Consider the following 21,755-nt stretch of genomic DNA (forward strand, 5'->3'; position numbering starts at 1 on the left):
CGGTTTTGTGTGCCGACGTGCCAGCGAACGGCATGGACACACAGGTGGCTCAGCGAACGACTGCGGCGGTGGTCGAGTGACGGGCGTCTACGAACGCGCGCTGGGCGAGGCGGCCGCGGACCTGCATCCGAAGGTCCGCGACCGCTACGGCCTCGGACCGGACGACGACCACGCGACGGTGGGCCGGGGCCTGATGGACATCACCCGCGGAGCGCTCGCGCTGCCCGTCCTCTACGCGATGCCGCTGCGAAACCTCCTCTTCCCCGAGTCCGGGACCGAAGTTCCGTTCTCGGTGACGACAGTCGGCTTCCGCGACCCGGCGGGCTACGAGGCGCTCACGACCCGCCGCGAGTTCGACTTCGACGGCAAGATCCGGCGGTTCGACTCGCTGACGGTCTGGGACCGTAACCGCGAGCGGCTGTTCGACTTCCTCGGGACGGGCGGCCACGTCGTCTCGGAGCTGCACCCGCGCGTCGAGGACGGCGCGCTGGTCGTCGAGGGCGGCAAGCAGTGGACGCGCGTCGGCGGCCGATACCTCCCGACGCCCGGGCCGCTGGCGGTCGACGTGACGGTCCGGGACCGCTACGACGAGGCCGACGAGCGCTTCTCCGTCACCGCGACGGTCGAGAGCGGAGTGGCCGGGCACATCCTCGGCTACGAGGGATCGTTCACGCAGGAGCGCCGGGAGATGGCCGTCGTCCCCGACGATCTCAAGCCGACGACCGGGATCGATCCGCTCCCGCCATGAGCGAGCGGCTCGGCGCCGAAGCGGCGTCGGACGAGGGGCTCGCCGTCGGCAGTGTCGCGCTCACCGACCTGAGCGCGCTGCTCGGCGTGGGACTGTGGGCAATCGTCGCGATAGCCGGCGACCTCGGGGAAGCGGCGCGGGCGCTCGCGCTGGCGCCGCTGGTGGTCGTCCCGCTCGGCGTCGGACTCGTCCCGCGAGCGGGATTCGATTCGCGCTCGGGGCGGCTCCTCGACGTCGCGGTCGCGCTCACGCCGGTCGGCGCTCCGCTCGCGGTGGCGTCGCTCGTCGTCGAATCTGGGGCGCTCGCCGCTATCGCGGCCGCGCAGTGGCTGATCGTCACCGGATTCCTCGCACTCGCCGGCGTCTCGCGGGCACTCGACCGCGGCTTCGATCGACCGCTCGCGCTCTCCGAGTTGCTCGTCGAAGCCGGGCTAGCGTACGCGCCGGTCGGTGCCGTCGCGCTCGTCCTCTCCCATCTCGGGATCACGTTCTGGTTCCGCCCCGACATCGTCTTCCTGACCGCCGTCCACTTCCACTTCGCGGGGTTCGCGCTCCCGGTCCTCGCGGGCGTCACGGGAAGATACCTCGGCGGATTCGACGGCCCAGCGCGCCCGATTGCGGGGACGATCCTCGTCGGGCCGGCGCTCATCGCGGTCGGTATCTCGTTCTCGCCACTCGTCGAGGTCGTCGCCGTCGGCGCGTTCACGCTGGCAGTCGCCGGGTTCGGCCTACTCGTCCTCGTCCGGGCCGTTCCGTCACTCGGCGGCGTTGCGGGCGCGCTGGTCGGTCTGTCGGCGCTGGCGCTCCCGGTGTCGATGGTACTGGCGCTCGGCTACGGCGTCGCCGCCTTCGGCGGACCGAACCCGCTCGGCCTGAGCATCGGTCGGATGGTGTCGCTCCACGGGTCACTGAACGCCTACGGGTTCGCGCTCTGCGGGGTTCTCGGGTGGCGCGCCGCTGACCGCTAATCCGACGACGCCAGCCGTGCGGCGTCAGTCGACGCCGTCCCGTTCACCGAGGGCGCGACGACGGAGACCGACTCGTTCGTCCCGTTGGCAGTCGCGTTCTCGACGAACGTCTCGTTGCCGGCGAAGACGACGACCGTCTCGCGAGCGACGCGCTCGGTGGCGAACACGCCGGAGACGCTCTCGTTCCGGCGGTCGGCGAACCGATCGAACGCTGCGGCGAACTCGTCGGCCTCCGACGCGTTCTCCCACCGGAGCGCCCACGCGATGCCCCTCCGGCGTTCATTGGACGTGGCCGAGAAGGTCAGACTCCGATCATTGTCCCAGCCGTTTGCCGCCGAGTCTGCGACCGCCCTCTCCAGTTCGAGCCGCAGGAGTTCCCTGACGAGGAGTTCCCCTCGTCTGTCGGCTCCCGAGGGGAAGTGGCCGGTCTTCGCGGCCCAGAACTCGGACTCGCTCGCGTCGATCGTGAGGTGTCCGAGCGAGACGCTTCGCCCGGGGTGGAGGACCGCTTCGGTCGTCCCCGGCGGGCTCGACAGGACCGATTCGAGGTCCGCCGGGGCCGTCACCTGCGAGTCGACGTACGACGCGCCGGCGAGATAGTGGGAAGTGGTCAGCCTGAGTGCGGCGTTCCCGTTCTCGTAGTCGGTCCGGGTTTCCTTGCTATCGCGGACCGCATCGGTGTCGTACTCGTCGACGTAGGCGTCGGTGACGTAGACTGCGGCGCCCTCGGTGACACTGGTTGCGGCGCGCTGTTCGTCTTGGGGGACGCTTTCGAGCCCGGTCGGCCACCACCGCTTCTGAAGGTGAACGTGGTGTGCGAACTCGTGTGCGAGGACCTTCTCGGGGTGATCGGCGCCCGCATCCAGCAGTACGTCCCCGCTCTGCCTGGCCTGGCCCGCCGTCGTGACGTTCCCGGTCACGCCGAACGCCCGGTAGAACGGCGCGGGGAAGGCCTCGATCTGCCGGGATTCGTACTCCGTGACGGTGACCGTCGGTGAGTCGACCTCGACGCCGTGGAGCCGTTCGATCCGGTCGAGGACGCGGTCGGCGTCCACGGGGAGGTTCTTTCCGCGGACTGCAACGCTCTCGTCGGAACCGCCACCGTCGGAGGCACCGGCCGACGAATCCGAGTCTGGGGGCGACGCCGTCGGATGCTCCGTAGAGGTGGCGGTCGCTGTCGGTTCGTTGCGGTCGGTGGGTGTCGCGTCTGTCACCGCCGACGTCGAGGCGGGCGACTGATCGCCGGTTCCGCTCAGGACGTTACAGCCTGCGGTCGTCGCAAGCAGTGCGAGACAGATCGCGGCGATCGAACGCTTCTGTGTGCTGGTGAACATCGATAGCGGGGATGGCTACGACAGACCGATCGTATCGCTGTCACGTATGGCTGCCGATCTCCGAAAAAGGTTGCTTTAGCGACCCTGGAGCGGGACTCTACCCTCGACTACAGCGGAATGTTCCCGTGCTTCCGGTCGGGGTGGTCCGTGCGCTTGGTCTCCAGCGTCTCCAGATCGCCGATCAGCCGCGAGCGGGTCTCCGGTGGCTCGATCACGTCGTCGACGAACCCCCGCTCGGCTGCGGTGTAGGGGTTGGCGAACGCGTCGCGGTACTCGTCGATGAGTTCCTGCCGTTTCTCCTCGACCTGTTCGGCCGCGTCGAGTTCGTCGTCGTAGAGGACGTTGACGGCCCCCTCGGGACCCATCACGGCGATTTCGGCGGTCGGCCACGCGTAGTTCACGTCGCTGCCGACGTGCTTCGAGGACATCACGTCGTAGGCGCCGCCGTAGGCCTTCCGGGTGATGACGGTCATGAGCGGCACGGTGGCCTCGGAGTAGGCGTACAGCAGTTTCGCGCCGTGTTTGATGATGCCGCCTTTCTCCTGATCCTTGCCGGGCATGAACCCGGGCACGTCGACGAAGGTGAGGAGTGGAATGTTGAACGCGTCGCAGAAGCGGACGAACCGCGACCCCTTCAGCGAGGAGTCGATGTCGAGCGTCCCGGCGTTGACCCGCGGCTGGTTGGCGACGACGCCGACCGGGCGGCCGTCGAGGCGCGCGAACCCTGTCAGGAGGTTTCGAGCGTAGCGCTCGGCGACTTCGAAGAACGAATCCTCGTCGACGATGCCGTCGATGACCTCGTGCATATCGTAGGGCTTCTGCGGCGCCTGCGGGACCACGTCGCGGAGCCCCTCGTCCGCCCGGTCGGGGTCGTCCCACGGTTCGACGCGCGGCGGGTCCTCGGCGTTGTTCGCGGGGAGATACGAGAGCAGATAGCGGATGTCGTCGAGCGCCTCCTCCTCCGCGGCGGGTGCGAAGTGCGCGACGCCCGAGTCGCCGGTGTGGGTCGCGGCCCCGCCGAGTTCGTCGAAGGACACCTCCTCGCCGGTGACCGTCTCGATGACGTCCGGCCCGGTGATGAACATGTGGCTGGTCTCCTCGACCATGAAGATGAAGTCCGTGATGGCCGGGGAGTAGACGGCGCCGCCGGCGCACGGTCCCATGATCGCCGAGATCTGGGGCACCACGCCCGAGGCCAGCTGGTTGCGGTGGAAGATGTCGGCGTAGCCCGCCAGCGCGTCGACGCCTTCCTGGATGCGTGCGCCGGCGGAGTCGTTGAGGCCGACGATGGGCGCGCCGGTCTCCATCGCCTTGTCCATCACCTTGCAGACCTTCTGGGCGAAGGCCTCGCCGAGCGACCCTCCCATGACGGTGAAGTCGTGGGCGAACACGAAGACCGTGCGGCCGTCGACCTCGCCGTAGCCGGTGACGACGCCGTCGCCCGGGAACGACTGCTCCTCCATGTCGAAGTTCGTCGAGCGGTGCTCGCGGAGCGCGTCGATCTCGACGAAGGTGCCGTCGTCGAGGAAGTAGTCGATCCGCTCGCGGGCGGTCATCTTGCCCCGATCGTGCTGGGCCTCGATGCGCTCCTCGCCGCCGCCCTTCCGGGCGCGTTCCTTGCGCTCGCGCAGGTCCTCGATGTCCTCGTCGTGGGTCACGGCCGATCACCGCGGGCCGGCGTCGAGTGAGTCATGGAGACACATCGGGAGTCCGGGAAAAAAGCGTTACCCGATTGGCTACCCTCGAACCGCGCGAAAGCGAAACGTTGATTCGCTGTCGTGTCGCTGTCCGGACGTATGACTGCAACGGTTCGGAGCGCAGTGCTGCTGGCGTTCGTCGGAACGCTCGTGGTGACTGCGGGGTGTCAGGGTGTGATGACCGACCGCGAGGTGGAGACGGCGACGAGCGCTGGAGCGGACGCGACTCCGGAGGCGACCGACGCCGCGTCGGCGGAGACCGCTCGCGCCGATGCGAACGGATCGGCGACCGGAACCGCGACCGAGACTACCGGGAGCACTGTGGGGGGTGATGAATCTGCGATCTGGGACTCACACCTGTCCGCCCTTCGTGCCGCAGGGAGCGCGACGGTCAACACGACGACGGTCCAGACCATCCGCACCGGTAACCGTACCGTCACGCGGACGCAGGTCCGGCTCGGTCGGGTCGACTTCGGAAGCGGGCGCGCGTACACCCGGCTCGACCCGCTTTCCGGCGGCGTCAGGGAACGATATCGCAACGGGAGCGGAGCGACGTTCACCCAGACTGGACTCGGCAAGTTCTTTGGGCCCGAGCGTAGCGACGCGATCAATACGACGCAGATCCTGACGGTGACCCGTGGCAATCCGGACGCCCTCGAACGGAGGGGTTCGGGAACGGTCGACGGGTTCGACGGGACCGTCTACACGGCCGACTCCTACACCGGGCTCTGGAACGATTCCACCGACGTTGACCCCGAGAACGTCACGGCGTTCAACCTGACCTACGTCGTCGACGACGCGGGATACGTGAAGTACTTGGGAGTGACCGTCACCGTCGAGATCGAGGATCGGCAGCTCGTCCACTCCGCTAGACGGCGGTTCACCGAGGTCGGGTCGACTACCGTCTCGGAGCCCGACTGGCTGAACGAGGCGAAAGCTGTCGCCGCCCGACCCGACTCCGACGACATCGTGACGCGGACCTACAACGCGACGGGTGAAGACGGCCGGGTAGAGATGGACGTGACCGCGACGCATGGTGAACTCGACGGGTACGCCACCGTCGGGCCGGAGGTCAGCTCCAATCCGATGTTCCGGAACGAGTTCCTGAACCGCTACCGCGTCGGCGAGATCGCGCGGTACTACTTCTCGCTCGATACGGTTGAATCGGTCACGATCCGGGTCCACTACGACGACGACGCCGTCGAAGACGGGAACGAGTCGACGCTCCGACTGGCCACGCTGAACCGGACGACACAGCTGATCGAGCCGGTCGACACGACCGTCGACGCCGAACACGACACGGCGTCGGTGACGTTCACGAACGAGGCGTCGCTCAACCAATACCAGGGGGAGACCTTCCTGCTACTGCAGTGGTCGCAGTACGTCTCGGGACTGCAAGAGCGGGACGACCGGATGGACTCCGGCCCGAACTCGCTGACCAGTCCGGGACGCGAAACCGGCGGAGTTTAGACGCCGCCGCCACTCCGGCCTGACGTGAAGAACGTCACGGCCCGACAGTCGAACCCCTTCGGCTTCTCGCCGCCGTGTGAACCGTTCGTCGCCGGCTACGGCGACGCGAACGCGGACTTCCACGTCGTCGGCGACCATCCCGGCGTTCACGGCGGAGCCGAGACGGGCTACCCGTTCACGGAGTTCGCCGCCAGCGAGCGACTGCAGCGTGCCCTCGCCGAGGGCGGCCTGCTGGCCGAGACGGGCGAACCCCCCGTCGTCGAGAAGACCTTCTTCTCGTATCTCTACCCCTGCGTGCCCGACGGCGTCCCGAGCGAGCGGGACTACGCCGAGGTGGAGAACATCTTCGACTCGGAGATCCGCGCTATCACCGCTCACGTCCTCCTGCCGGTCGGCGAGCGCGCGACTCGCCACGTCTTCGCGAACATGAGCGCGCGACCGCCCGAGGACGTCGACGTGGAGGCCCAGCACGCGACCGAGATCCCCGGCAGCGGGTGGCTCATCGTCCCCGTCAAGGACCCGGCCGAGTGGTCCGACGAAGACGAGGAGGCGCTCGTCGAGTCGCTGATCGAGTTGCGCCAGCGCGACTACGTCCGCCGGGCGGACCTCGGCCGGTTCCTGCCCGACGACGACCCGTACATGGTGCGGTAGGCGCAGCCGGTCCCGGAAGGCCGCGCGTCGAGACCGAACGCTCTGGCACCGGTTCGCGACGGTCGCCCGTCAGTCCCAGTGGTACACCGTGATCCGGACCTCCTCGGTAGAGACTGCGTCGGCGAGCGCTTCCGGCGAGATATCGGCGTCGAAGGTCCGACGCATGTCGTCGGCGATTATCTCGCTCAGCCCAGCGGCCAGCCGCTCGTTCGCCTCGGTCGCGTCCGCGCCCCGGCGACTCAGCGGATCGCTGGGGTCGTCCGGATCGAAGTCGGGATCGCGCTCGCTCTCGACTATCGCGGCGAGTTGCTGATACCGATACGTCGTCAACGCGCGGTCGAACTGATCGCGTTCGAGTGCCATCTCGGTCTCCGCCGGGGGGAAGTACCCCGCGACGATCCGCTCGGCGATCAGGTCCGCGACGGGTTCGAAGCTCCGGCTGGCACCGTACGCCGCTCGAACCTCGTCCTCGGTGACCTCGGGAAACCCGTTCGTGACGGTGATCGTCGTCGTCTCGACGTCCTCGTCGTTCGGGACAGCCTTACCGACGCTTACACGCCCCTCGATCCCCGAACGGTCGTACGGGCGCCAGAGCGAGACCACGCGTACGCTTTCTTCGGTGGCTGTCACGGCGTTGAGCACGTTACCCCGAACGGCGTCCGTGAACTGCGCTCCTTCGGCTGTCAGCGGGTCGCCGTCGATACGTACGTCAGCGACTGCTGCGTCGGCCAGCAGTCCGGTCAGCGACCCGTATCGCTGCCGTTCGAACCGCGACACAGGGTACCCGTCGTTCGCGAAGTCGGGATCGCTCGCGACCGGCCTGAGCGTGTAATCCACCGTCGCGGTGGCGGCCTCGAGCGTGTCGGCGACGTGTTCGGACGACCGCAGGTCGTCGCTCGACTCGTCTGAGACGACGAACGTCCCGACGAGGAACACCGAGGCGCTCACCATCAGTAGCGCCATCGACACGTCGACGACTGTCGATATCCCCCGTTCGTTCACGCTTCGTCACTCCCGGGGGAGCAGTGACCACAGTCCCCTCGGTCCGAGTGGGCGACGATCGGCCCCGCCCCTGCGGAGGATGTCGTCGAGAGTCGGCGTCTGTGGCCCGTTTTCATATCGAATCTGGCCGACCCCAGCTATATAAAATTCTACACGCCCGGCCGCCACACCTGTCAGCCAACGGCATTTTTAAATATCAGTCTCTGAGAACACAGGTATCGAACGAATGTTGGGGCGGAGCTAATGGGTGGAAAGGGGGTAGTCTCGATAGCGAGTAGCGAGCGCGCGCGGATTCCCTTCGCTCTCATCGGTGTGTTCCTGCTACTCGGGAGCTCGATGCTCGTGGCCGCGTTCCAGACGCGACCGGAGCCGCAAGTGAACGTCGACGTGAGCGAGACGATCGACCGTGCGGCCGCCAGCGCACAGGGGGAACTCCGGGAATCGCTCGTGACGGCGAGCGAGCGAGCCGCCAGAGAGCCGATGACGCGGGCGGCAGACACCGAGTTCGGACGCGTACTGGCGGACGGCGATCCGGACGCAGCCGACCGAGAGACGGTGTTCGTCAGATACGTGAAGCTGCTCGTCTACATGCAGGCACACGAACAGGTGACAAGCGTGGATCAGCCGGTCGGCGACGAGACTCGGGCGCGTGTCTCGCTGTCGCCGGTGACTGACGCCAGCGACGCCGCGGCGGCGATCGACGCCGTCACCCTCCACGTCGGCGGGGAGGACCTCTCGTACGGTGACAGCTACACCGACAGCCTCGGCCACGGGAAAGTTCGGGCGACGATCGACGGCGTCAGCATGGAAGCGGTCCGCGACGGCGAGGTCGTCGCGAGCGACACACGGCCGGTCACGGTGACCGTCGGAACGCCCCTCTTCCAGCTCTATCACCGCACGACCATGTACGAGCGCCAGCTGAACATGGACTTCGGCAACGCCGGAACGGGCGAGTACGAGGGGCTGGGGAAGTACCTCGGCGGGCGGCTGGCCGCCTTGAGTTACACACGCGGGTACGCCCAGAACGAGGGGGCGCCGGTCCGGGAGGTCGTGGCCCAGCGCCACGTCGAGACGATGGCGAACGACGCGATCTTCGCGACGCAACGGCGCGTGTTCGGTCACGAGGACCGGCGGTCGACGGAGACGCTCGCCCGCTCGTACGCGTGCATGCTCGGCCGGGATACGGCGGGGATATACGAGACGGCAAACGGCGGGAGTGACGACGTCGACGCTCTCCTGGACGAAGCGACCGACCGGTCGTACTGCCAGGGAGCGAACGAAATCTACGGCGACTCGAGCGTCTCCTTCGATAGCGCCCCGTCGTGGCGGCAACTCGCGTCCGATACGGCGTACCTCGACCAGCGAGAGACGGTCGGACTCGACGAGACGGCGGAGGTCGTCTTCGGCGAGGCCGCAGTCGAGGATGCCGTCGAGACGGCGATAGACCGCGTCTACACGGTGGACGTCGGAACCGACGCGTCGGTGGAAACGACCGTCCGTTCGGGAGACGAGGACGACGAAAACGAACAGCTCCTGCGGCGAGACGTGATGATCCCGAGCGTCGAACGCGTCGCCGACCCGGACTCGACGTCGAGGGAGCGGGACCTCTACGAGGTCCACGTCGTGTTCGTCGGGATGTACGAGCGCGGCGGAACGGAGAGTACCGTCCGCTACGACGTCGACCTGACGGTCACCGGCGAGCACAGCCCGGACGCGCTCACGAGGGATGCGGGGATCGACTACGACTACGAATCCGGACCGTACGGGGCCGACGATACAGTGTACGGATCGAACTACGCGGACGTCCCCGAAACGGCCGCGGAGGCGACTCTCGAGGGCGTCACCGACGCGGACCGGATCCGCACGCAGCTCAAATCGCACATCGAATCGGAGACGACCGGGTCGCACTCCGTGCTGGATTCTCAGGACCTGCTGGACGTGATCACGGCCGGCGACGCGGAGGTCAGGGCCGAACCGACATCGCCCGACGTTCTCAAGGGGTGGCTGGTCGAGGACCTCATCGCACTGGAAGAAGACGTCTCGACCGTTTCGACGACGTTCCCGCGCCACGAACTGCTCGACGACGGGAGCCCCTTCCGGGCGTTGCGCCAGCAGATCGACGACGACCACGACGACGCCTATGTGTATCCGTACCTCGACGGCGAGTACGAGAACGTCCCGGACAAGGTCAGGGCCGAGGCCCGCCTGGAGATGCTGAACCGGCTCAGAACGCGCGTGGACGAGGCGATCGAACAGCACGAACTCCGCAAAACGCGGCTCGACGAGACGCTGGACGGATACGACGGGACGGACCTATCGGATCTGACCGCGTTCACGCGCCGGCAACTCGGTCCGTCGCCGCGCGAGGTGCCGCCGGCGGACGTGCCCGAGAGCGAGTTACTGCGGGAAGAGATCACCGTGGCCGACGGGGAGCCGACCCACCTCACGTTCGACCGGGTCCAGCACGAACAGGTCCCGGCGGTCGACGATCCGACTCACGGGTTCGCACCGCTGTCGGGCGCGGAGGAGAACTACTACACGGCACCCGAGGCGGGCGAGGGGTCTCGTGCGTCGGGCCTGGTCACCGCTGGGAAAGTGCTTCAGGCGGGCAAAGCGACGGATTCGGTGGTCGGTGGGGACTGGGACGACGGGAACGTCGACGCGCTCGAGGACGGGGTCGAGACCGAACTCGACCGGATCGCCGCGTCGGCTGCAACGAGCGCGGCGAGGGTGTTCCCCCTCGGATCCGACGAACTCGAGACGGCTATCCGCGAGGAGATGCGGGAACTGGGATCGACGGAGACGCAGGCGATACGCATGGGTGAGAACGAGACGGCCAGAGCGGTGGTCGCGAGCGCCGTGTCGGACCGGTTCCGGGTCCCGGAAGATTCGGAGTACGACTATCTCGTCTGGCAGTTCAACTCGCACCTGGAGGGGACGATCAAGTACGGTCTCGACAGGTCCACCCGACGCGTCGACGTTACGTCGTCACCGCTCGCTCCCGCGACGCAGGCGCTCGGTGAGCGCGTCCGCGGCCGACTCGACGAGGTCGACGACGACGTGGTCTCCGAACGCCTCGCATCGTCGCTCGACCGTTCGCTCGACGCCCGGGGGACGACCGCAACCGAGGAGCAGTGGCTCCGCAGCGATCTCGACGAGAACGCGTTCGCGCCGAACAGGGCGCCGTCGGGCACCCACCTGATCGACGTGCCGAAGTGGAACGTGCTGACGGCGAACCGCTGGGATATCCGCGTCCGGGGCCAGTACAAGCGATTCGTGGCCGAGTCGTCGGTGAGTACGCCCCGGTCGTCGACCCCGATGCGGTTCGTCCGCGAGCGCGATACGGTATCGATAGACGTCGACGGGTCGACCGTCCGACTCGGACGGACCGAGTCGATCTCGTTCGACGCGCGCGCCCCGCTGGTCGTCGCGGCGCCCTCGGACGGACTCGGCGTCGGCGACCGGACCGCCACTCCGGACCTCTGTTTCGGGTCGTCACCGGTGACCGGGCCGGTACGTGACGAAAGCGACGTCGACGACTGTGCCGACCCGTAGCGACGGCAGTCGGCCCGTCCCGTCCCGTCCCGTCCCGTCCCGTCGCACGGAGCCGGGAGTTTCCCGACGGCAGCCGGCCTTCGGGCCATGGTTCACCGACGACCGCCCGAACGACAGGTCGTAATGTTAGAAACCAGTACATTCTTTATCCGGAGGGAGAATCGGGTAGTATGAACGGTGGGGGTAGATTCGATACGTCGGAGGGGGGACCGACCGGGACCACGCTTCCGGAGTTCCTCGAACCGGCGTCACAGTCGGAGTACGAAGCCGAACGAGTGTGGAAGTACGACGGGACCTCGACGGTCGTGTCGTCGCCGACGGTCGTCGACGATACAGTCTACGTCGGCAACTCGGCGGGGGACCTCCACGCCATCGACCTTGGCACGGGCGAGCAGCGGTGGGTCGGAAACGCCGAACTCAACGTCGCGTCGTCGGTCGAAGCGGCCTACGGGAGGCTGTACGTCACGACCCTGACCGGCAAGGTGTTCGCGTTCGACGCGGAATCCGGGGAGCGACAGTGGTCCGTCGAACTGCAGGGTCGCTACGAGCCCAGGCTGGAGTGGACGTCGTCGCCGACCACACACGGCGGACTGGTACTGGTCGGGATGCACGACGGGAAGCTACACGCGTTCGACGCGGAATCCGGGGAGCGAGCGTGGGACGTCGAGATCGGGTCTGCGCCGATCACCTCCTCGCCGACGGTCGTCGACGGGACCGTCTACGTCGGATCCGATGCCGGGACGCTCTCCGCCGTCGACGCGGCAGACGGGCGGGAGAGATGGCAGTTCGACGACGCCGACGGCGCGCTGACATCACCGACGGTCGTCGACGGGACGGTGTTCGTCGGGAGTCGGGACGCGACGCTGTACGCGGTCAGCGCGGACGACGGTTCCGCGACGTGGTCACTGGAGACGGAGACGGAGATCTGGTCGACGCCGACCGTGGCGGACGGCCAGGTGTTCTTCGGGAACTCCGACCCGTACGGACAGCAGGTCCACGCGGTCGAGGCGTCGTCCGGGACGGAACGCTGGACCGCCAGTGCCGAGGGGAACGTCTACGCGTCGCCCACGGTCGTCGACTCGACGCTCTACGTCACCGGCTGGTCGGGGTTCGTCTACGCGTTCGACGTCGAGAGCGGCGACCGACTGTGGCGCTTCGAGACCAGCAACGACGCCATCTACTCCTCGCCGACGGTCGTCGACGGCGTGCTGATCGTCGGTGACCGGGACGACGAACCGGCGGTACACGCGATACGGACCGACACCGACGGAACCAGCGAGGGTGCCCGCGCCGCGTGTGAGACACTCGGGTACTTCGCCGAGAGCGCCGGCGAACCGTTCGAGGCGGGCACTACTGCTCCGGGGACCGGACAGGCGCGAACCGACGACGGAACGCCGTCCGGAGCATCCGATACCGCCTCCGACGCCGGCACCGCCTCCGAATCGAGAGCCGACGTGGAGACGGACGCCGCTTCCGCACCGACCGGACCGACGGACGCCGGGACGCCGGCACGGTCCGGCGAAACGGAGTCGACGGACGCGAACGACGACGGCGACGACGGGATCGGTCTGCTCTTGCCGGGGTTCCTCGGGTCTTCCGCGGCTCTCGGCGGCGGATACCTCTTCTGGCGGGACGGGGACGACGAGAACGACGGCGAGTGACCCGTCGACTCCCGCAGGAGTCCCGGCCATTGGATGCCGGAGCTGACGGTGTATAGAGGGGCCACGCGCCCTTTCCGATACGTTACCGTCGCAAATCACGTACCGTTTATATTAAGTAGTTACTGGTAAGCACCTTGATGTATACATGCAGGGGAACGGGGAGGACGTGGATAGACGAGAGATACTTCAGGCGCTCGCGGCCGGTATGGGTGCTCTGTCACCGCTCACCGGGCATGCGACGGCGTCGGGGGCCGGGGGACAGGTTGGGACCGAGGTCTCGAACGCCGGCGTGCAGCGGGACGGCGTGCCGACCGGGTTTGGAATGGCGGAAAGGGGCCCGACACAGCCGGATTTCGACTTCGACGTGCTCGACTACGTGGACGAGGACGTACCCGAGGACCCCGAGGAGCAGCTAAACTCGGTGGTCACCCGGGTGGCTTCGAACCTCGGGGCGGAGGTCGTCAGAAACCTGCAGAACTGGCTGATGGGTAGTCTCGACCAGCTAGACTCCGTCGTATCCGCTGTCAAAGACTGGATCACGGACAGCGTCCCGACCGTCGTCGAGGACATCGAGTTCCTGCTCGACGAGGGCAACGCCCTGCTGGAAGAACTCCGGAACGTCGATCCCAGCAAGGACGAGACACCGACGCCGACGCCGACGTCGACGCCCAGCGGCTCGTTTTTCGGGGCGGGCGCCGCGGCGAGTCCGGCCAGCACTGAGACCAGTTTACCCGGCCTCGGTGTGGTCGACGAGATCACCAGTGAAGTGAGTGAGTGGGGGGAAGACGCCTGGGAGGCCGCCCGTTCGCAGATCGAAGAGGTGCCCGCGCATATCAGCGACACTTACGGAAGTGTCAAGGACTTCGTCGAGGAGCGCCTCCAGGACGGTGTCAGCGGGCTACTGAAGACGCTGGCGGAGGAGATCAAAGACCGGCTCCTCGAACCGTTGTTCACCGTTACGGACGGTACGAAGACGGTGCTTGACGCGAGCGACGAGACGTTCTCGCCGTCGTTTCCGGCGCTCGACATGGCCCTGCCCTTCGAGTTCGAAACGCCGTTCGAGGAAGGCGACCCTTCCTGGCCTGTCATCGATACGATGGACGCCGACGTGAGCGAGTCGGATCGACGGGACGTGTCGACTCTCACTGGCGTCGACAGGCTCGCGGACCGCGATTTCGACACCGTCACGACCGCTGGGCGCGCACAGGCTCGCGACGGAACCGCTGCGACGAGCGGCCGGGGCCGGCGCGCGGACACCGGGAGTTCGCGTCCGGGAACTGCCTCGTTGAACTCGACGCCGGGTCCTACCATGCGCCCGGGTGCCGCCCGGAACACGGCGGACAGAACGATCACGGACTACTTCAACCAGAACGTCCTCCCGATATCGATCGACTTCGACCGGTGTGCGCACAAACCGGGCAGTCCGGTCATGTTCGGCGTCACGGTCGACATGGCGATGGGGCCGTACCTCGAGATTCCGTTCGCGTTGCAGGTGGGCCTGGTCCCCTGGGATCCGACGTGTCTGTACTGGGTCGCCGGGACCGAGGCCATCGGCCTCCCGCTGGAGGACTACAAGTGGCTCGCCGAGTACGCCCAGGCGGCGGAGTACACGCTCTATCTCCTGCTGGAGGACGCTGCCGAGTACTATCAGGAGGAACTCGAGAGGACGGAGACGTACGAAGACGCGCAAGCGGTCTGCGACGATCTGGAAGCGTACTACCGGGACGCACCCGACGAGTACGACCCGCACATGCCGCCGCAGTACGACACGCGCCGAGCGTTCGACAACGCGGGGATGGTCACCGCCAGGGATAGGGGAGCGACCTGCTCGGAGGCGCTGGCGGTGTCCAAGACTGCGCTGCGGGAGTCCGACGAGCTCGAGTACGCTATCGAGTTACACGACGACGTCGAAGCCCGGGGGATCGCTCACCCCGACCACCTCGACGAGATGGCCGAGAAGGCGGCGCTCGTGCAGAACGATCCGGTCGACTGGGGGGAGGTCCCGCTGGACCTGCCGTCGCAACTCCGGGACCTGGGCGCCGAAGTGGGCCTGTGGCTCGAAGACGTCGAACAGTCGGTGTACGACGAGATCCAGCGCGTCACGGACTTCGACCTCGAGCAGTTCGAGCGCAGTGTCAAGGACCCACAGGTCACCTTCTACAAACGGGCCGAGGAGTACGAAGCGGAGCACCTCCGGCTCCGCGACACGTTCGAGGAGCTACTCAGCGGGATCGCGGACCTCGCACGAGTCCAGTGGACGCTCCCGAACGAGTTCGACACGAACTGCCAGCGCGCCTGTACGGACATCCCGTCGGACGTCGTCTCGACGCTCGACGACGTAGCGGCGTGGATCCTGGACGTCAGCACCGATATCTCTGACTCGATCGTCGATTACATCGAGGAGAAGGGCGAAGACATCGCCGAGTGGATCGACGAGAACGTCGGCCTCCCAGACGATATCGGGGACATCCTGCCGGATGACACCGTACGGCTCATCCTCGACCTGCTTCTCGTCGTGGCGTTCCTCCTGTTCGTCGCCGCGGTCTCGCTGGGGTACATCAGTCTCGAGGTGTCCTCGGGACCGATCCCGATATTCCTCCTCCTCGGTCTCGTCGTGGCCGCGTTCGCCGGGGGTACCCCGTTCATGGACCAACTCACCCCGCAAGTCGAATTCGGCGGCCCGGCTCCGGCGTAGGGGTTCCGAGGCCGACAGACCGGTATCCATTAATCGGACTGGACGGTCGACTGATACAAGTGATATCGTTGATCGACACACTCTCGATTTCGCTCCTGCTCGTCGCGGGACTGTTCGTCCTCGGCCGCACGAGCGCCGAGGTCGGCCGACGAGTCTCCGACGCGGCGTCGGCGACGGTCCACTGGACGGGAACGCTGCTCGCAGCGTACTCGGGGCTCGCGGTCGCGGGTGCGCTCTCGATATGGGGACTGGGAGCGGCCGGAGCGACCGTCGGTGCCGTCCCCTCCGCGACCGGGTCGCTCGTCGCGAACGCGCTCGTCGCGGCGCTGGTCGCGCTCGTCGGCGTCGCCGCGGTGCATCGCGGGCTCGCCCCGCTTCCATCGTCGCTCGGTGCGGGATTCACGACCCGGCCACGCCAGTGGCGGGCCAGGCTCGTGGTCGATGGCGCGGCGGTGTTCGCCCTCGCACTCGTCGTCCAGGCGTACCGGTTCGCTCTCGTTCCGGGCGAGGTGTGGCTGGTAGTCGCCGGATTCATCGGGGTCGTGTTCGGCCGTGCACTGGTCCTCTCCTACTGGAGACACCTCGCTCCCGTCGTCAGCAGGCTTCCCACCGACGGCGAGCGCGCGCGTCTGGAAGCGGCCTTCGAGCGGTTCGGCGGGACGTGCCCGCCTGTCGAAGTGACTGTCCGCGAGCGGATCGCCAGTCCAGTGTTCGTCAGTGGGCACGGCCCGTTCCGCCGACTCGTGGTCCGTGAATCGTGGCTGGAAGGAGTGACCGACGACGACCTGGCGGTCGCGCTGTCGCAGACCGACGCGGCCAATCGCCGGTGGTACATCCCGCACCTGATCCTCTACTCGTCGGTTGTCTGGTCGTTCTACCTGGTCAGCCTGTACGGCGTCTCCGGGGTAGTCGGTCTCCGGGCCGGTCCGCGCCCGATCGCGGAGCGTGCGGCGACTCTCGGCGTACTCGCGCTCCTGACGCTCGTCCTGGTTCTCGCGGCGCGGCAGGCGAAGCGGATCACCTACGCGGCGGACGCCGAGACTGCGGACGAGTTCGGCCCCGAAGCCGTCGTGGCGACCTACGAGCGGTCGGGATCGGACCTCGTGTCCTTCCGAAACGGTGAGCCGGGCCAGGACCGGCGATCCGACGCTCCCGGTAGCGGTCACACGGGCAGACTCAGCGGCATGAAGTACCGCATGAGGCCGGCACCGAGCATGGCGCATCGGCTGGAGCACCTCCGGCAGTCCCACGACGTGGGCGAGGCCGAACCACGCGTCGGGGACTCCTCCGCCGACGGGACGACGGACAGCCCCGCCGACGTCGACGGCGACCGGACCGAGGCCCGCGAGGAGACGACACCAAGCCGCTCGGAAGAGGTGGGCGAAGCGGGGCCGAGCCGGTGGTGGGTCGCCGTCGCGACGCCACTCGTCGTCATCGCGGGGATGTTCGCGGCGAGCGCTATCGCCGACGGACTGCACGCCGCCGGCGTCTTCGCGACGTCGCCACGGGAGTCCTACATCGACGCGCTCGTCCCCGCGTTCCTGCTCACGTCGCTCGTCGCGCCGTTCGGCGTCTATCGCGAGCGCGCCCGGGCTGGCGCCGTCGGCTGGCGTCCGTCGAGGGTCTACTACCTGACCGCCGTCCCGTTACTCAACGTGTTCGTCGCGGCCGTCTACGTCGTCCGACGACGAACGGCCGGAACGAGTTCGTAGGCCCGTAGGTCACGACTGGGGCAGTACGCCGGGATCGGCGGGCACGGAGAGACGGCGCAGACCAGCGGCGGACTTCCGGTCGACCCCGCCTGCAGGAACCATTCTCGATGTCGAGCGCGATTACGTCCGCTGGGCGGGTCCCGGTCGGTTTTTGCCCGACGACGACCCGTAATGGTTCGGTAGTCCGGGGAAGTCAGCGCCTCGAAATAAGACCTCTCGATCACCTTAGAACGGCGCGAAGAAGGCGGCGTCCTCGGCCAGGAAGAGCGTGTGAACGCCGAGCCCGAGCGTCGCGAGGATACCGAAGAAGACGACCGTCCGGAGCGACCAGAGCCAGATCGGACTGAAGGAAGGGATGGACTCGCTTCCCGCTCGCAGTTCGGTGACGGCCTCTTGGGCGAGTAGCCATCCGACGAAGACAACGATGAACAGCGCCGACAGCGGCAGGAACAGGTTGTACGCCATGGCGTCGAACCAGCCGAACCAGACCGATGGCCCTCCGGCATCACCGGTATCGAGCGTCGAGGGGAGTCCGAGCAGGAACAACAGCACTCCGGCGCTCACCGAGAGTATCGGTCGGGAGACGTCGAAGTTGTCGGTCGCGTACGAGACTGTGACTTCGAGGAGACTGATCGCCGAGGACAGCGCCGCGAGCCCTACGACGCCGAAGAAGACGATCCCGAGTATCTGCCCGGCAGGGAGATTCGCGAACGCCGACGCGATCGCGACGAACAGCGCGTCGGGCCCGCCGGTCGCGGGGTCGAGATTGTTTGCAAAGAGGAGCGGGAAGACGACCAACCCCGCCAGAACGCCGATCAGCGTGTTCGAGACGACGATGATACCGCCGTCGAAGGGTAGATTGTCGTCCTCGCCCAGATACGAGGCGTAGGTGATCATGATCCCCATCCCGAGCGAGAGCGTGAAGAACGCCTGGCCGACGGCGTCGGGGACGACCGCCCCGGCGTTCGAGATGAGCGAGTCAACGTCGGGCGAGAGGAAGTAGCTGACCCCCTCCATCGCGCCGCCGAGCGTGAACGCCCACGCCGCGAGCCCGATCATCAGGGCGACGATAGTGGGAACCATCACCTTCGTCGCCTTCTCGATCCCGTTCTCGATACCCAGTGCGACGATGCCGACGGAGATACCCAGGAAGAGCAACTGCGCGGCGATCGCTTCGGGACCGGACGCGATGGCGTTGAAGTACCCGCCGGGATCGCCGAAGTACGCCCCGGTCGCGCTTCCAAGGACGTAGCGCAGCACCCAGCCACCGACGACGTTGTAGTACGAGAGGACCCAGAATCCGGTGAGAAGTGCCAGTCCACCGAGGATCCGCCAGCTCGATCCACCGAGTTCGTCGAAGGAACCGACGACGTTGCGGTTCGTCCGCCGTCCGATGACGAACTCCGCGAGCATCGCCGGGAACCCGATCAGCACTACCGCGATCAGATAGAAGACGACGAACGCGGCGCCGCCGTTCGCGGCCGTCTTGAACGGGAACTGCCAGAGGTTCCCCAGGCCGACTGCGCTCCCGATTGCGGCGACGAGGAACCCCACCCGCGTCGCCCACGTTTCTCGTTCGACCATCTCTACCGATGCTCGGTCGGAGTCGTTCAAAATAGCTACGACCCCAGACGCTAAGTCGTGCCCGAGCGACAGGAGGGGCGTATGCCCTCCCTGCTAGAGCGATTGCTCGGCGACGGCGACACCGACGAAGGGATCGACCTGCAAGAGCGCGAAGACGAGGCCCACGAGTCACTGCAGAACCGCATCACGCCGGAGGCCTACGGCATCGACGACTGCGCGGTGACCGGCGTCGCCGTCGTCAACGAAGGTCCCGACGAGGAGCCGATCACGGTCCCCATCGCCCGCTTCTCGCTGGGCGAGGACGTCGAGTCGCCGGACTACGACCTCGTGTGGGAACTCGCGAGCGAGGCGATCCGTGCGATGCAACCGGCCTTCGAGGGGGTGTTCGTCCGCCACTACGACGTGCAGTTCACCTTCGACGGCGACGGCCTCTTCGAGGCCGAGGAGTGTCGCCGGATCGCGGTCACGCCGGAGTTGGCCGATCGACTGGTCACCGAGACGGGCTTCGACGCCGCGGCGTTCAAGTCCGCGATGCTGGAGGCCGACGACATCGACGACCTCATCGCGCCAGTTGCGTGGGGCGAGTGCGTCGACTACAGCCGCAACGACGACGCGGCGGTGGTGACCGGATCGGCAGCCGCGATGGCCGGTGCGAGCGCGGCTAGCGCGAGTTGCGCGGGCGCCGGCGCCGCCGGCGGCGCGGGCGGCTGTTGAGCGGCGGTTCCCCGCGGGCTCCTCGGGGCGCTACGCTTCGCCGTAGACGGGGACGGCCGCGCCGCTCGTGACGCTCGCGGCGTCCGAGCAGAGGTACAGGATGGTCTCGGCGATCTCCGACGGATCGACCCACTTGTCGTGGTCCGAATCCGGCATCATCTCGCGGTTCGCCGGCGTGTCGATGACGCTCGGCATGACCGCGTTGGCGCGGACCTCGCCGAGGTTCTCCTCCGCGATGGTTTCGGTGAGGATCCGTACGCCGGCTTTCGACGCGCGGTAGATCCCGTCGCCCTCGCCCCCTTCGAGGCTGGCGCGCGCGGAGACGCTGACGATTGCACCCTGCCCGGCCGCGTCCGACTCGCGGAGGTGCGGGATCGCGTGTTTCGAGGCGAGGAACATCGTCTTCAGGTTCACGTTCATCAGGAAGTCGAACGTGTCGGCCTCCGTCTCGTCGATCGGCGTCCCGCCGCGCCACGTGCCCGCGACGTTGACCAGCGCGTCCAGTCCGCCGTGGTCGTCCACGACCGCTTCGACCGTCTCGGCCACGTCGTCCTCGTCGGTGAAATCGCCCCGGTAGAAGTCAACGCGGTCGGTGTCGAGTTCGAAGTTCTCGCTGTCGGGGTCGACCACGTCGGCGCCGCAGACGGTCGCCCCCGCGTCGGCGAACACCTCGCAGACCGAACTGCCGAGCGTCCCGCCGGCGCCGGTCACGAGCACCACGCTTTCCCCGAAGTCGAAATCGGCTGACATAGATCGACGTTCGGGCGGGTACTGGATAAATGTGCGTCGCGATGTTGCGTGTGGTACTGTTCTTGGCCGACTGGAAGGGCGAGGCGGGCTCGCGTTCATCGAGTCGTCTGAGCGAGCCACTATCCGCGTGGGCGATGCGGAGAGCGCGGATATCCCGCCGCAGCGACCGTGAGCTTGCCGGGGGATTCCATCTCCTCGTGTACTCTGCGGTAGCGGTCACTGTTAGCGAGCGCGCCGAGGGCTTTCATCACCTGCTGTTCCCTGCGGTTGCTGTCGCAGTGACTGCTAGCGAGCGCGCTAACCCCTTTCACCTCTCACCGAACGCTCCCGTCGCATCGATTCACCGTCCGTTTACGACTAACCCCTCCGAACCACTATCGGTCCGCAACCCGAACCCGAAGTATGGACTGCATCGCCCATCGCGCCTTCTGCGGCGTCAACCCGGAGAACACCGTCCCGGCCGTCGAAGACGCGGTACAGCGCGCGGACGCCGTCGAGGTCGACGTGCGCATCTGCGGCTCCGGCGAACTCGTGGTCTGTCACGACGAGACCGTCGATCGGACGACCGACGGCAGTGGCCCCGTCTCGGCACACACCGCCGCTGAACTCACCGACCTCTCGGTCGAGGGGTCTGACGCCGGCGTCCCGATGTTCGAGGAAGTCGTCGCGGCGATCCCGGACGGTGTTGTACTCCACGCCGAACTGAAAGAGCGCGGAACCGGCGAGGGCGTCGAGCGGATCGCGAGCGAGGCGGACTGTGAGGTTGTCGTCTCGTCGTTCGATCCCGAGGCCGTCTCGGAGGTCGAGGAGTTGCCGACCGCGCTGGCCGTCTGGGAGGCCGAAGGGGCCGTCGAGCGCGCGAGTGAACTGGGCTGTTCGTTCCTGCACGCAAATCTCGACGCGTGTACGGCTTCGCTGGTCGACCGGGCGCACGACGCCGGGCTGGTCGTCAACGGCTGGACGGTACGCGAGTCCGGCCAGACCGAGGCGCTCCGCGACGCCGGCGTCGACGGCGTGATGACCGACTACCCCTCGTACTGTCCGTCCCGTGAGTGAGTTTGAGACGTAGGCCTCGGCTGCTCTCGACTGGATAGTGGTCGGCTCAACTACTACGGACAGCAAGCGTTGAAAGCCCTCGGCGTGCTCGTTAGCTGGAGTTATTAACGCAGGGAACAGCAAGCGTTGAAAGCCCTCGACGGGCTCGCGGTCGCTGA

General features: G+C 67.3%; 15 protein-coding genes. 10 read left to right on the forward strand and 5 right to left on the reverse strand.

The features are described from left to right. Window positions 1-76 precede the first annotated feature (76 nt). Window positions 77-748: a DUF4166 domain-containing protein gene (locus AB2U09_RS21840; protein WP_459194862.1), complete on the forward strand. Its 672-nt coding sequence runs from the start codon at window positions 77-79 to the stop codon at window positions 746-748. Continuing rightward, complete coding sequence (locus AB2U09_RS21845; RefSeq protein ID WP_459194863.1) at window positions 745-1,716, forward strand: YndJ family transporter; 972 nt, start codon at window positions 745-747, stop codon at window positions 1,714-1,716. Before AB2U09_RS21840 ends, AB2U09_RS21845 begins: the two co-directional genes overlap by 4 nt. Here AB2U09_RS21845 and AB2U09_RS21850 read toward each other — a convergent pair. Next, window positions 1,713-3,050 carry a hypothetical protein gene (locus tag AB2U09_RS21850; protein WP_459194864.1) on the reverse strand — a complete coding sequence of 446 codons (1,338 nt, stop codon included), beginning with the start codon at window positions 3,048-3,050 and terminating at the stop codon, window positions 1,713-1,715. The genes AB2U09_RS21845 and AB2U09_RS21850 overlap by 4 nt on opposite strands. 107 nt (window positions 3,051-3,157) lie before the next feature. After that, window positions 3,158-4,708: an acyl-CoA carboxylase subunit beta gene (locus AB2U09_RS21855; protein ID WP_459194865.1), complete on the reverse strand. Its 1,551-nt coding sequence runs from the start codon at window positions 4,706-4,708 to the stop codon at window positions 3,158-3,160. Window positions 4,709-4,846: 138 nt separating this feature from the next. Between AB2U09_RS21855 and AB2U09_RS21860 the strand changes: the two genes are divergently transcribed. Further along, complete coding sequence (locus AB2U09_RS21860) at window positions 4,847-6,217, forward strand: DUF7537 family lipoprotein (RefSeq protein WP_459194866.1); 1,371 nt, start codon at window positions 4,847-4,849, stop codon at window positions 6,215-6,217. A gap of 24 nt (window positions 6,218-6,241) precedes the next feature. Next, window positions 6,242-6,868, forward strand: coding sequence for a uracil-DNA glycosylase family protein (locus AB2U09_RS21865; RefSeq protein ID WP_459194867.1), 627 nt, complete (start codon window positions 6,242-6,244; stop codon window positions 6,866-6,868). A gap of 69 nt (window positions 6,869-6,937) precedes the next feature. Here AB2U09_RS21865 and AB2U09_RS21870 read toward each other — a convergent pair whose 3' ends face one another. Continuing rightward, window positions 6,938-7,870, reverse strand: coding sequence for a DUF7284 family protein (locus tag AB2U09_RS21870; protein WP_459194868.1), 933 nt, complete (start codon window positions 7,868-7,870; stop codon window positions 6,938-6,940). Window positions 7,871-8,113: 243 nt separating this feature from the next. On the opposite strand from AB2U09_RS21870, the gene AB2U09_RS21875 reads away from it, so the two are divergent. The 4 genes from AB2U09_RS21875 to AB2U09_RS21890 all read left to right on the forward strand — a co-directional run bounded on the left by AB2U09_RS21875 (window position 8,114) and on the right by AB2U09_RS21890 (window position 17,493). Further along, window positions 8,114-11,425, forward strand: a complete 3,312-nt coding sequence (locus AB2U09_RS21875; RefSeq protein WP_459194869.1) for a DUF7286 family protein — start codon at window positions 8,114-8,116, stop codon at window positions 11,423-11,425. Window positions 11,426-11,595: 170 nt separating this feature from the next. After that, window positions 11,596-13,086, forward strand: a complete 1,491-nt coding sequence (locus tag AB2U09_RS21880) for an outer membrane protein assembly factor BamB family protein (RefSeq protein WP_459194870.1) — start codon at window positions 11,596-11,598, stop codon at window positions 13,084-13,086. 145 nt (window positions 13,087-13,231) lie between these two features. Next, complete coding sequence (locus AB2U09_RS21885) at window positions 13,232-15,781, forward strand: hypothetical protein (protein WP_459194871.1); 2,550 nt, start codon at window positions 13,232-13,234, stop codon at window positions 15,779-15,781. A 59-nt stretch (window positions 15,782-15,840) separates the two neighbouring features. Then, window positions 15,841-17,493 (forward strand): hypothetical protein, encoded by a 1,653-nt coding sequence (locus AB2U09_RS21890; protein WP_459194872.1) that lies wholly within the window; start codon window positions 15,841-15,843, stop codon window positions 17,491-17,493. Between the two features lie 225 nt (window positions 17,494-17,718). Here AB2U09_RS21890 and AB2U09_RS21895 read toward each other — a convergent pair whose 3' ends face one another. Next, entirely contained in the window at window positions 17,719-19,077 is a 1,359-nt protein-coding gene (locus AB2U09_RS21895) for a sodium-dependent transporter (protein ID WP_459194873.1), read from the reverse strand. Window positions 19,078-19,158: 81 nt separating this feature from the next. Between AB2U09_RS21895 and AB2U09_RS21900 the strand changes: the two genes are divergently transcribed. After that, complete coding sequence (locus tag AB2U09_RS21900; RefSeq protein WP_459194874.1) at window positions 19,159-19,791, forward strand: hypothetical protein; 633 nt, start codon at window positions 19,159-19,161, stop codon at window positions 19,789-19,791. 30 nt (window positions 19,792-19,821) lie between these two features. On the opposite strand, the gene AB2U09_RS21905 is transcribed toward AB2U09_RS21900, so the two are convergent. Then, window positions 19,822-20,541, reverse strand: coding sequence for an SDR family oxidoreductase (locus tag AB2U09_RS21905; protein WP_459194875.1), 720 nt, complete (start codon window positions 20,539-20,541; stop codon window positions 19,822-19,824). A gap of 402 nt (window positions 20,542-20,943) precedes the next feature. Between AB2U09_RS21905 and AB2U09_RS21910 the strand changes: the two genes are divergently transcribed. After that, window positions 20,944-21,597, forward strand: a complete 654-nt coding sequence (locus AB2U09_RS21910) for a glycerophosphodiester phosphodiesterase (protein WP_459194876.1) — start codon at window positions 20,944-20,946, stop codon at window positions 21,595-21,597. The last annotated feature ends 158 nt before the right edge of the window (window positions 21,598-21,755 follow it).

The organism is Halosimplex yunnanense (assembly GCF_054504345.1).